Genomic DNA, 13107 nt, shown 5'->3' with positions numbered 1-13107 from the left:
ATGAATTTTTTACTGTACTTTTGTAGTTTTTATGTAATTTGGCATTGCCTGTTCAGGCATATAATATGGCATAAATTTAGGTATTTTTTGCTACAGCATATAAATTGTCAATGGCTTTTATTATGTTGCAGCAAGTATACCATGGTAGTATTATATAGTTATTACTACGATTAATGTCGATTATGAAAGGAGCTTCAGATATATGAAAGAAAGTATACATAAATATTTTAAGGTTGGGACTATTCTCTGGATGAGCTATCCGCCTGCACATTATGATTATATAGATTCTTTAAAAAGGATACTTAAAGACGATTATTTTGATGCCATAGAGATTACACAGATTAAGGATGACGAACTCCGCAAGCAGACGAAAGATTTGCTTGAACAGTCCCATATCAAGGTATGTTACGGAGCCCAGCCGCGTTTGTTATCAACCGGCCTTAATCCCAATGATACAGACGAAGAAGGGCGTAAGAAAGCTGAAGCTACTTTATTGGAGGCTGTTGATGAAGCTTTTTATCTTGGAGCAAAAGGCATTGCGTTTCTTGCCGGCAAATGGAAGGAAGAAACAAAAGACGAGGCTTATAAGCAGTTGTTAAAGACTACCGTTAATGTATGTAAATATGCTGCAACGAAGGGTATGACGGTTGAACTTGAGGTTTTTGACTATGATATGGATAAGGCTGCCTTAATCGGCCCTGCCCCTTATGCGGCAGAATTTGCGGCAGACGTAAGAAAAAGCTGCAGCAATTTTGGCTTGCTGGTAGACTTGTCCCATATACCTACCACATACGAAACCATCAGTGATGTTATAAGGACATTAAGGCCTTATATTACCCATTTGCATATAGGAAATGCCGTTGTTAAGCCCGGCTGTGACGCATACGGTGACCTCCACCCCAGATTCGGGTATCCCAATTCGGCTAATGATACTCCGGAGCTTTTGGAGTTCTTTAAGGTCCTGAAAGAAGAAGGCTTTTTCAGGCCGGATAATCCATATGTACTTTCATTGGAGGTAACACCAAGACCCGGTGAAGATGCAGATATTATTCTTGCCAATACAAAGAGGGTAATAAACCGGGCATGGGCACTGTTGGATGACTAAATATTTGATAAGTAAAATAAGCGGCAAGAGCAAAACGCTGGCAGTCTGATATTACGGATTATAGGCAGAAGGGAATGAATGTTATGAAAATGGTTGTCCTTGACGGATATACATTAAATCCCGGCGACCTTAGCTGGGAGGAGTTGGAAAAAATGGGGGACTTGACGGTTTACGACAGGACTCCCCAGGATCTTGTTGTGGAAAGAATGAAAGATGCGGAAATTGTGTTTACCAATAAAACAGTAATAACGGACGAAATCCTGTCAATGTGTCCGAAAGTAAAGTATATAGGCGTATTGGCCACCGGCTACAACGTGGTTGATGTGGCGGCTGCGAATAAAAGGAATATAGTAGTAACCAATGTTCCGGCATACGGGACCGATGCCGTAAGCCAGTTTACCATAGCCCTGTTATTGGAATTATGCCATCATATCGGAGAGCATTGGGCTTCGGTTAGAAACGGTGACTGGTCCAAGTCCCCGGACTTTTGCTATTGGAAATATCCTTTAATCGAACTTGCGGGAAAAACTATGGGGATTATAGGTTACGGAAAGATCGGGCAGGGGACGGCAAGAATTGCAAAAGCCCTCGGTATGAATATTCTTGCCTATAACCGCAGCCCCATAAAGGAGGAAGACATTAAGGATATAGGAAGGCAGGTCTCTTTTGACGAACTTATAAGAGAATCCGATGTTATATCCCTGCATTGCCCTCTATTTCCTGAAACCAAGGGCATTATAAACAAAGACTCCATAAGCAAAATGAAAGACGGGGTTATAATTTTAAATACCGCCAGGGGCCCCCTTATTGTAGAAGAAGATTTGAGGGATGCCTTAATAAGCGGAAAAGTGGCTGCAGCCGCAGTTGATGTTGTGTCGGTAGAGCCGATAAAAGAGGACAATCCGCTGCTTTCTGCGCCCAATATAATAATTACGCCCCATATTGCCTGGGCTCCCAAGGAAACAAGACAAAGGCTTATGAACATTGTTGTTAAAAATCTCAAGGCTTTTATTGAAGGAAATCCAATTAATACTATAAGGTAAACAGGAGTGTTTTATGTCTTTTTCAGGTATACTGGTAAATCAAATTCTTATTATATTTATAATAATTCTAATCGGTGTTATCTGCTACAAAACCAAACTGATTGACGATACTACCAACAGTAAGCTGTCAAATATATTATTGATGCTGGTTAATCCCATAGTAATTTTTGTATCTTACCAAAGAGATTTCAGTAAAGAACTTCTTGAGGGTTTGCTTATTTCCTTGCTGATGTCTTTTGCGGTACATATTGTAGGTATTCTTGCTTCTTATATCCTTATCAGGAAAAAAAGAAAGCAAGTTATTGTCTTGGACAAAATCCGTATAAAAAAATATGTTGATGCGGAAAATGTAGAAGTTGAACGTTTTGCAGCCATATATGCCAATGTAGGATTTATGGGAATACCTTTGGTGAACGGGATTTTCGGAAGCGAAGGTGTATTTTATGTTACCGCTGCATTTACTGTTTTTCATATTTTGTCATGGACCCATGGCGTAATGATGATGTCCGGAGAAAAGAACTTAAATTTTAAGGATTTCTTCAAAAAGCTGATAAATCCTACAATTATTGGGATTGCTGTCGGCCTTATTTGCTTTATCTTTCAGATTAGGGTCCCGGACGTTGTATATCAGGCACTGGGCCACATAGCAAACCTGAATACGCCTTTTGCCATGCTGATTGCGGGAGTAACCATTGGAAAATCCAATATTGTAAAACTATTTACCAAAAATTTGAGGATATATTATATTAGTTTAATAAGGCTATTGGTTGTACCCCTTATTTCTGTCATGATGTTTTTTTGGCTGCCGATTAATGAAACGGTTAAAATAACAGCTATTTTAATGTCAGCAGTACCGACGGCGGCTATAGGAACACTGTTTGCAATTAAATTCAATAAAAATGCGGTACTGGCTGCGGAGATATTTGCGGTTACAACTCTTTTATCGATTGTTACCGTTCCTGTTATTATTAAAATAGCAGAGATGCTTATTTAAGTTTCTTAACTGTAGGAGGATAAGATGAAACATACCGGTGTAAGGATATTTATTTTAGGGGTTTTACTGTGCTTTGTATTCGGCCTTGCAGGCTGTGCAGGCAAAGATACAGGCAATCCTCCTTATGGTGATACGGAAGGCAATAACCAGACAAAAAAGGTTACTACGGAAAAGATCCGTGTATGGTCCGATAATGCCCATGAGAAGGAACTGAGGCTTAAACAGATTGAAGAGTTTAACAGGACGAAAGGGAGAGAACTGGGTATTGAGATTGAATATACGGTATTCGGCTCGGAGTATCAGGATGTCATAAAAGAGGCTATGGCTGCAGGAACTGCCCCGGAACTGTTTAGGCCCACAATGGTTTTGGTACCCGATTTTATCAGTGCGGGCTATATGGTACCTATTACTGATCTTCCCGGAGGACAGGAACTGGCAGAAAGTTATGGCAATTATCTTATCAATAATCAGCATATTTTTAACGGAAAGGTATATACCCTGCCATATAATTTGACTACTTACAAATTTATCATAAACGAGGATTTATTTAAAAAAGCAGGAATAGACCGTTACCCTAAAACTTGGGATGAGGTCAGGGAAGCTGCCAGGCGGATAACCGAGGCAAGTGACGGCAAAGCGTATGGCTGGATATTGGGGCTTAAGTCAGACTGGATGATAAGTACCTATCTTATCAGGCCCAACGGTGTAAATGTAGGCCATGTGGGATTTAACTATGAAACTATGGAATTTGATTTTTCGGCTTTTGCCCCGGTTATTAAGGCGGTAAAAGGAATGATTGACGATAACAGTGTCTTTCCCGGATTTGAAAACCTGGATGCGGATGCCGCAAGAGCCCAGTTTGCCGAGGGAAGGGTAGGTATGATACCCGGGGCCAGTTTTGACACCAGTGTTTATAACGATCAGTTTCCCGCAAATATTAATTGGTCTGTAATACCGGTCCCTTCATTTACAGAGGACGAGCCGGCATTTAAAGAGTTTGCCGATGCCACATCTTTGCTTGGGATCAGTGTTTCGGCTTACGATAAACCGAAGAAAACTATGGAAGTATTAAAGTTCTTTTATTCCGATGAGAATGCAGCCCAGATGTATTCCCAATCCCTTTATATACCTTTCCGTCAGGAGGCAATTGATATGGCAAAGAGCAAACCGGCATTAAAGGGTTTTTCCGACTTTGCCAATATACCTGACAAGGTGCTTATGCTTCCTACACCGGAAAACATAATTAGGGTTGACGGGACTTTATACAGGCAGACTATTTCAGATATTTTTGCAGGAGTCTATGATGATATGTCCGTGGAAGAAGTCCTAGAAGACTTAGATAAGCGTTACAATGAAGCATTTAAAAAGCTTCCCCAAACAGTTCGGGACGAATACAGACAACCTGCAGAAATAATCAGTAATTTTAAAAGGGATAAATAATGTATTGGAGGATAACCGATGAAATATACAATTAAGGCAAAAGATGTAGAAGTAAAAAAAGAAGTGGATATCCTTGTTGTTGGAGGGGGCCCGGCAGGAATCGGTGCGGCTGTTGCCGCAGCAAGAAGCGGCAAAAGCGTGATGCTGCTTGAAAAGAGGGGCTTTCTCGGTGGCAATATTACGGGATGCTATGTTGAAACCTGCAATCATTTCCTTCACGGCACCAATTTTAAGGCCAACGGAATATACGCTGAAATAGAAAAAAAGTACAGGGAAAGGTTTGGAAATTCCCATGATATAAGAGAAAATTCACCCCATCGGTTCAGCAGCGAATATCTTAAGGTATTTTTGGATGAATTTTTGCTTGGCGAAGGGGTTGATATAAGATTTCATTCCTTTGTTAATGATGTGATTGTAAAAGACGGCAAAATTGAGTGTGTAATAATACAAAGCAAAAAAGGCCCGGTAGCCGTAAAAGCCAAGGTTGTTATAGACTGTACCGGAGACGGTGACGTGGCTTACAGTGCCGGTGTACCGTTTGAACAGGGAAGGGATAAGGACGGTTATTGCCAGCCCGGCACCTTAAATTTCAGGATTGTGGGAGCAGACGTAAAAGCTCTTACGGAAAACGGTGACGGCCTAAAAAGAATAGGAAAGAAATTTCATGAGGATTACAGGGCGGGAAAGACCGGACTTAGCTGCAAACGCCAGGATTTGCCTTTCGGTCGTCTGACACCGGCAGGTATGGTTTCTTACGTAAATTATCCCTGCGAATATATGATTGACCCTACGGATATTGACGGGCTTACTCAAGGGGAAATAAAGTGCAGGCAGTATATTATGGAGTTTTATGAGTATGCAAAGAAAAATTATAAGGAATTTGAAAATATTGAGATAGCGTCCATAGCTCCGGAAATCGGTTTCAGGGACAGCAGAAGAATAAAGGGCTTGTATAAACTTACCAAAGACGACATTGAAGCCCAAAAGGTGTTTGACGATGCAATAGCGGTTTATCCGAGGTTTTATGATATGCTGTCGCCGGACGGAAATATGGACGGTGACGGAAAGCTTGAAGGCGGAGGATATAAAGGCCATATCTATGAGCCTATTACCGATAACAGAAGTTATACTATTCCGTACCGGTGTCTGCTGCCCGTAGATATTGGCAATCTTCTTGTAGCCGGAAGGTGTATCAGTACCGACCATGTGGCAGAAAGCAGCATAAGAGGGATTTCAGCCTGCATGCTTACGGGTCAGGCAGCCGGAACGGCAGCAGGAATTGCCTGTACAGAGGAAATATCGCCTAAGAATATTGACGTAAAAAAACTTCAGTCTGTGTTAAAAGAGCAGGGTGTTAAACTGCCGATTTGATTTTGAATGCCTTATGTATACGGTTTTAAGGCTTAGTTTACGGCTAATTATGTACACAACATACGGATTATGGGTGCAGATTTACATATATTTATATAAATATCCGGGGCTAATCTGTAAAGGTAATAAAACCGGATTTGAGTAACAAGGTTATTTTATACTTTAATGATAATTTTTTTGATTATAGGAGGTATAAATATGAAGATTGCATTATTGGAACCGTTAAACGTAAACAGTGAAATTATTGAGGAGTTATCACGGCCTATTAAGGAGCAAAATCACGAGTTTGTGATATATGATAACGTAACCAAAGATACCGAAGAATTAAAAAGGAGAGTTCAGGGGGCAGATGCCATTATTATCGCCAACAACCCTTTGCCGGGAGAAGTTATAGAAGCGGCAGACAAGCTAAAATTTATATCCGTTGCCTTTACCGGAATAGACCATATCGATAAAAATGCTTGTATAAATAAGGGCATAAAAATATCTAACTGCGCCGGTTACAGCGACCAGGCTGTGGCTGAGCTGGTTATCGGAATGATTATAAGCAAACTTCGCAATATTGTGGAATGCAATGTAGCCGTAAGGCAGGGCAAGACTATGGCTTCCGAAGGCCTGATGGGATCGGAACTGGCAGGTAAGACGGTAGGTATAGTAGGAACAGGAAAAATCGGACTTAAAGTAGCTGAACTTCTTAAAGCCTTCGGCTGCAGGCTGCTGGGGTATGACGTAACCGTAAGAAAAGAGGGCGAGGCTTTGGGAATTAAGTATGTAGCCCTGGAAGAACTATTAAAGGAAAGTGATATCGTTACCCTTCATGTTCCTTTAATGGAAGAAACCAAAAACTTAATCAATAAGGAAAGGCTGGCTTTGATGAAACCGACTGCTCTGCTTATTAACTGTGCAAGAGGCCCGGTTATTGATATCGAAGCGACCGCTTTGGCATTAAAGGAGAGAAAAATTAAAGGTGCTGCCATAGATGTGTTTGAAATCGAGCCTCCATTGCCTACAGACCATGTGCTTGTCACCACAGACAATACCTTGCTTACCCCGCACGTTGCATATGCCACCAAAGAATCAATGATAAGAAGGGCAAAAATAGCTTTTGAAAATATATATGCATGGCTTGAAGGAAAGCAGATCAATACCATGCTGTAAAAATTAAGGGTATATAGATACAATCGGAAATTTAATTCCGGCTGGATCTGTATACCCAATTATTTATTAAATAACATGAATCTAAATGTAACGGTGCCTGAATTAAAGATAAATATTTAGCTGATTAATCAATAGTTTTTGCTTTGCTATGTTGCTTAACGGTATTAAAATTATATGCTTAACATAATTAAAAATCTTTTTAATTTTACCGAAAATTAGGTTTTTATGGATGAATATTTAAGCCTTATTGAAAAATATAAAAAGTTTTTAGTGCTTTTTTATATGCTTATAAATTGCCGTATGGTAAAAATACAGGGTCTATTATGCAATTTAAATTACGGTCCTGTTCAGAAACTCTGAGAAGTTAATTTGCTTAAGAAGTTTTATGACTTCTTTCATACTTTTCATTTCAAATTTTTTAAGTATACTGTTTACCTGACTCTTTACGGTCGCTATGGATACGTATCTTTCTTCGGCTATGGATTTGTATGTACCGCCTTCGAAGAAGGATTTGAGTATTTCATATTCACTGTTTGTCAGTTTGGACAGGATATTAAGAACATATATTAAGCTGGATCGTTGAGTTTTAAGTCTTGTAAACTCTTCGATTATTTTATTCGCCACTCCGGGCCGGAGCATCAGCTTATTTGCATAAACGGTACGTATGGAATTAAGAATCTGTGAGATAGAATCGGTCTTTACAATATAATCCATAACACCGGCGCAGTATGCCTGGAATATATATTCGTCTTCTTCATGAATTGTCAAAATAATTATTTTGGTGTCCGGATTATTATTCTTAATTATTTTGGTAGCATTTATTCCGGCAGTTCTTGTTTCCATCTGGATATCCATAAGTATGACATCCGGCTTTAATTCCTTAGCTTTTTGAATAGCTTCAATTCCCGAGGTTGCAAGGCCGCTTATTTCTATATCAGGCTCTCTTGAAAGTATCATTTTAAAATATTCCCGAATGTCTTCCATATCATCTACGATTAACAGCTTAATCTTCTCCATATTGACCTCCAAAAGATTTACTTCTTGGTAAAAGAATTTCAACATTTGTATATTCGTCTTTTTTGCTTTTTATCCTCATATGACCGTAATGGGCGGTGATTACCCTGAATACATATGATAAACCTATACCCCAGTTATTCTGCTTTGATTTTGTGGAGAAATAGGGATTAAATATTTTTTTAATATATTTTCTGGGAATACCGCAACCGTTGTCACGGATTGAAAGATATATCCACTCAATACTGGAGTTAACGGTTATTCGTATTATGCCTTTTTCTACATTTTTGGAGTATATGGCATCCAGTGAATTAGTAATTAGGTTGATTAAGGCCTGTTTCATATGATACATGTCAAAATTGCCGTATACTTCGGTATCATGATAAATTTTGATTATCTCTATATAATCCGGTATATTTACTTCATTTATCGCAGATTCAATAGCATCTATCAAATTGTTGTGGATTGTACTGACTTTTAAATCTTTTATGTTGTTTAATGCTTTCGCGATTGACTCCATATGGTTGTTTGATAAAGAAAGTATTTTTTCAAGCTGGGCTTTGCCTTCCGCGGTTCCGTAGCTTGCAAGAGCTTTTTCGGACAGAATTTTTATGTTAAACATAATATTTTTGTCCGAGTGCAAAACATCTTTCAGATTATTGTTCAGCAAGGTTAGGCTTTTTTTAATCGCCCTTTCTTTGAACCAGTTAAACATATTGTCTGTTTTAAATTTATAGGCAATAAGCAAAATGGCAAGCAAAATTATAAAAGCCAGCGGCGGAAGGACAGTGGCATAGTATCTGGGAACAATGACTTCCAGTTTATACCGCCAGAAAGCGTATTGGAATACGTCATGCACCGAGGTGCGGAATGTTCCGGTAAAAAAGATGAAATAAAATATCGTATTTATGAGGGACAAACTGGCCGCTAAGCCTATAAGCTGTTTTGAAAAAAAGATATTTTATTTTTGAAAAAATTCCTTATAAGCAATCCTATAGGATATAACATATAAAGGAATGCTATAATATTCATTGCGTTATCAAGATTAATGATAAAGCTTTCCCATAATTCATTAGTTCCCTGGATTTTTAGTTTATTATCAATCAGGTATATGGCAAAAGCCGTATCCGGATGATAAAAAATAAAATATATAATAATGTAACTAGCCAGTATAGTATATTGTAGAATTTGAAGAACCGGTTTTATTTTCTGATTTTTTGTCAGAATGTTTTTGTTAAATGTATTGGCAAAAAGCATTATAGCTGTCAGATAAGTAATGATACCGATATTTCGGATTATTTGAAGGTTAGAAAGGGATATTTTTGAAAGTCGTCCGCTAAAAAGCAAAAAAAGATTATACTCAATTCCGCGATATACAAAGGAAGAAGGCACCAGATAGTTGCTGCTTCTGTAAATCTCGGAAATTATGGTAAAAAGAGATATAGTCATGCCTATAACCATTATAATAAAAAGCAGGTTATATTTGTTCTTTAGAACACGTAAGGCAAAAACAAGAGAGAAAAATCCCATAATTATTATAGTAAGTGCCGTATTATCCCCCAATACAGCAAGCCATAAAATCCAATGAATGTCTTATTATAAAAGTATAACATATATTTGACATAATGTAAGGTGTATAAATTATACAACCAATTAGGGAAATGGCACTATTTGCTTCTTTGACATAAAATTTTACTGCCTTGGAAGTATTTAAAATAAAATTTGATATATGCAATTTACAAATATTGTAGTAAAATTACATATATAAAAAATAATGCTTAGTCTTAAGAGACAAAGTACCTTTTAAATCATTACAGATAATACTCCTTGGTTTAATTTTTATATCTGAACTATAGGAGTATGTTTCCAGTATGACCGGTATAATAGTTTATTGCTATAATTAAAATCGAATGATATAATAATCTAATTAGAGCAAATTGCTCTAATATAAAAAAGCAGGAGTTGGTTATGAGCAACAATAATTACTCTCAGGATTTTTATGAAGAAATCAGTTTGCAGGACCTTTTTATGGCCTTATGGAAGCAGAAGGTTTTAATAATAATATTCACATTAGCGGCTGCGATGATTTCAGGCATTTTCAGCATATTTATCCTGAAGCCGGTTTATCATGCAAGACTTGACATAATCATTAATATGCCGGAAACATACCAGACGAAATACGGAGATTTTCTTTTGCCTATTTCTACTAATGAACAATATATAAACCTGATAACGAGTTCTGAGATTTTAAAAAATACTATAGAAGATATGGGTTATGATACAAACGAAATTTCAATCGAATCTTTAAGAGACAGAATTTCAATTGTTCAGACCAACAATAATAATGCAGGCCAAAACAGTTTTGTTATCCGGGTAGCGGCAAATAATCCGCAGGAAGCAAAGCTTTTAGCCGAAGTATTATATAACAATTATATTGAGTTTGTTGATGTACTTACGGCTAAAGGAGCAGTAGAGTACTTTATTGATTATTACTCGGTTCAGGTAAGTTCTTTGAATGTGGAACTTAAGTCAAACAAAGCACTTTTGGAAAAATACACTGAACTTTTAGCAAGTACTCCGATGACAATAAACCAGAAAGAAGCTATCGACAGTATAAAATCCGCAGATAAAATCAGTAATATAGTTATTATGGAAAATATCATTAACCCGAATTATACTGCTCTTGAGCAGGACATTATTGATATTAAACAGACCATTAATACTATTGAAAGCAACATTGACCTGTATAATACTTATCTTGATGAGCTTAAAGCAAAGAAAGCTGAAATTGAAGCATATTATAATACGGGAGAGTTTAATGAAATAAGCAATAAGATAGTTAGGGTTACAACAAGTAATATATATTTAGTATCCGAGCCTGTAGCTCCCAGCAGAAAAAGCAGCCCGAATAACTTTAGAAATATATTAATCGGTGCTGTACTGGGGGCGATGGTATCTGTGCTTGCAGCACTGATAAGGGAATTTTGGTTTAAAAAGGACATGCAGTAAAAATGACAAAAGATAGGAGTTGAATTTGCTATTGAAGATATTGAAGATGGATAGTATAAGGAAGAAAATTTATGTTTTGATATCTGTAACGGTTGTTACATCGTTATTAGGAATATCAGTTGTAAATTACATTATTTCCAAAAGGGAACTAAACCGTTCCAATCTCATTATTTTAAAAAATGCTGTTGAAGCAACCATGGTGGAGATTAACAGGAATTACCGTTATACTTTGGATGAATCGAATTGGATGACAGAGGAAGAAGCTAAAATGCTGTCACTTTCATCCATTGGGGATCTGACCAAGACTTCTATTGACGGAGTATCAGGAGCGACCACTGAGGCAAATGATGCCACCAGTGCGGCTACCGCTAACAGTATATATGCTCAGCATTCAATTGATTTAGGCGAATCGGGATATTTATTTGTTATTGATTCGGAAGGCAATGTTATTTACCATCCATTCTTGTCAGACAATATTTATGACTTAAAATCCCATGACGGAAGATACATAATACATGAGATTATAAAACAAGCAAAATCCGGCGGCGGAACCACTCATTACGCCCTGGATGAAGATGTCAGCCTTATAACTGACAGCAAGCTTGTATATTCCATGTATTTTCCTTACTGGGACTGGATTGTCAGTGCGGTCATTTATGACAAGGAGCTGGCAAGAGGGTCAAATATCATAATGACCTACAATTTAATCGGTATAGTTATAGTTTTGGCAGCCGCTTTATTATTAAGCCTAAAGATTACCGGAAGAATTATTGATCCTATAAAAACGATTTCCCAAAAATTATCCGAAGTGTCTGAGGGAGATTTGACCGTTGACAAAATACATATAAAAACCGAAGATGAAATGAAGCTTTTGGGAGACAGCGTCAACAGTCTCGTTGACAGTTTAAATCGGATTGTAAAAATGATTGTAACGTCAGGAGAAAGGTTGAACAAATATGCGGCTAAGTTAAAAGAATCTTATGGGTATGTGTCCAAATCCACATCGGAAGTTACAGGTGCCATATCCCAGATGGCAATGCAGACTGACGAACAGTCCAGGGAAACGGCAGAAGGAGTGGATAAGGTTATTCTTCTCGGGGAAAATATTAAGGAAACTGCAGAAGCAAGCAATAAAATAGGCAGCGTAGTCGAAAAAAATATTAAACTTAAGGAACTTGGTTTAAAATCTGTAAGAGAATTAAAAGATGCTGCCTTGGAGAATAACGAAAATACCGCAGTTATCGAAAGACTTGTAAGTAAAATGAAAGAATATTCAGTCGATATAGGTAAGATTTCGGACATTATATCAAACATAGCAAAGCAGACCAACTTGCTTGCTTTAAATGCCAGCATTGAAGCTTCCAGGGCCGGAGAAAACGGATTGGGCTTTGCAGTCGTTGCCGAGGAAATCCGTAAACTTGCCAACGAGACCTCCCATGCCGTAAACGATATACATGAAAAAATCGGGCAGGTTCAGGAACAGACCGCCGCAGTTGTTAATTTCATATCAAAGAACAGGTCCGGTGTGGATAGGATTAATCGGTCGGTAGAAAAAACAGAAGAAATTATAGGATTGATTTCGGACGGACTGCAGGCATTGATAGAGGAAATCAAAGTCATTGTTGATCATAACCGAATAATTAATCAAAAGAAAGACGAAATACTTGAAATGCTTGGACATATTTCAGAGAGGGCACAGGAAAACTCAGCCAATATTCAGGAAATCTCCGCAGCTGCCGAGGAACAGTCAGCTACAATCATTGATATAAGCGAAAGCATATCTCAATTATATGAGATGGTTAACGACCTGAATAATCTTGTTAAGGAATTTAAAGTGGAATAAATTATAAATATTTATGGGGTTTTCTAAAAATTATATTATAAAAAGGAAATAGATATAATTGTAATACACCATTAGAAGAACATCTAGCGTGTTTTGTGCGTCATTGGCGTACTAATAAGTCCGACTATGA

11 protein-coding genes are annotated in these 13107 nt (G+C 37.7%); 8 read left to right on the top strand and 3 right to left on the bottom strand.

What is annotated here, in order from left to right:
* The first annotated feature begins 202 nt into the window (after positions 1–202).
* The 6 genes from HHT355_RS06315 to HHT355_RS06290 all read left to right on the top strand — a co-directional run bounded on the left by HHT355_RS06315 (position 203) and on the right by HHT355_RS06290 (position 7111).
* Positions 203–1105 (top strand): sugar phosphate isomerase/epimerase family protein, encoded by a 903-nt coding sequence (locus HHT355_RS06315; RefSeq protein ID WP_103202582.1) that lies wholly within the window; start codon positions 203–205, stop codon positions 1103–1105.
* 83 nt (positions 1106–1188) lie between these two features.
* The gene (locus HHT355_RS06310; RefSeq protein WP_103202746.1) at positions 1189–2148 is read left to right on the top strand and encodes a D-2-hydroxyacid dehydrogenase; all 960 of its coding nucleotides are present in this window, start codon (positions 1189–1191) and stop codon (positions 2146–2148) included.
* A 13-nt stretch (positions 2149–2161) separates the two neighbouring features.
* Entirely contained in the window at positions 2162–3142 is a 981-nt protein-coding gene (locus HHT355_RS06305) for an AEC family transporter (protein ID WP_103202581.1), read from the top strand.
* 24 nt (positions 3143–3166) lie between these two features.
* Complete coding sequence (locus HHT355_RS06300; RefSeq protein WP_103202580.1) at positions 3167–4582, top strand: ABC transporter substrate-binding protein; 1416 nt, start codon at positions 3167–3169, stop codon at positions 4580–4582.
* Positions 4583–4600: 18 nt separating this feature from the next.
* Positions 4601–5953, top strand: a complete 1353-nt coding sequence (locus HHT355_RS06295; RefSeq protein WP_103202579.1) for an FAD-dependent oxidoreductase — start codon at positions 4601–4603, stop codon at positions 5951–5953.
* A 198-nt stretch (positions 5954–6151) separates the two neighbouring features.
* Positions 6152–7111 carry a 2-hydroxyacid dehydrogenase gene (locus HHT355_RS06290; RefSeq protein ID WP_103202578.1) on the top strand — a complete coding sequence of 320 codons (960 nt, stop codon included), beginning with the start codon at positions 6152–6154 and terminating at the stop codon, positions 7109–7111.
* A 330-nt stretch (positions 7112–7441) separates the two neighbouring features.
* Here the strand turns inward: HHT355_RS06290 and HHT355_RS06285 are convergent, their stop codons facing one another.
* The 3 genes from HHT355_RS06285 to HHT355_RS06275 form a co-directional block, all read right to left on the bottom strand.
* Complete coding sequence (locus tag HHT355_RS06285) at positions 7442–8128, bottom strand: response regulator transcription factor (protein ID WP_158245906.1); 687 nt, start codon at positions 8126–8128, stop codon at positions 7442–7444.
* A complete protein-coding gene (locus HHT355_RS06280) occupies positions 8115–8984 on the bottom strand; it encodes a sensor histidine kinase (RefSeq protein ID WP_158245905.1) in 870 nt (289 codons plus the stop codon). Before HHT355_RS06280 ends, HHT355_RS06285 begins: the two co-directional genes overlap by 14 nt.
* Positions 8985–9058: 74 nt before the next feature.
* A complete protein-coding gene (locus HHT355_RS06275) occupies positions 9059–9688 on the bottom strand; it encodes a hypothetical protein (protein WP_146039172.1) in 630 nt (209 codons plus the stop codon).
* Between the two features lie 405 nt (positions 9689–10093).
* Here HHT355_RS06275 and HHT355_RS06270 point away from each other — a divergent pair, with 405 nt between their 5' ends.
* Together HHT355_RS06270 and HHT355_RS06265 are read left to right on the top strand one after the other, a co-directional pair.
* Positions 10094–11134: a Wzz/FepE/Etk N-terminal domain-containing protein gene (locus HHT355_RS06270; RefSeq protein WP_103202574.1), complete on the top strand. Its 1041-nt coding sequence runs from the start codon at positions 10094–10096 to the stop codon at positions 11132–11134.
* A 31-nt stretch (positions 11135–11165) separates the two neighbouring features.
* The gene (locus tag HHT355_RS06265; protein WP_103202573.1) at positions 11166–12977 is read left to right on the top strand and encodes a methyl-accepting chemotaxis protein; all 1812 of its coding nucleotides are present in this window, start codon (positions 11166–11168) and stop codon (positions 12975–12977) included.
* Positions 12978–13107: the final 130 nt, after the last annotated feature.

It is taken from the genome of Herbinix hemicellulosilytica (genome assembly GCF_002904165.1).
GTDB lineage: Bacteria > Bacillota > Clostridia > Lachnospirales > Lachnospiraceae > Mobilitalea > Mobilitalea hemicellulosilytica.
This window is presented reverse-complemented; position numbering and strand designations above follow the sequence as displayed.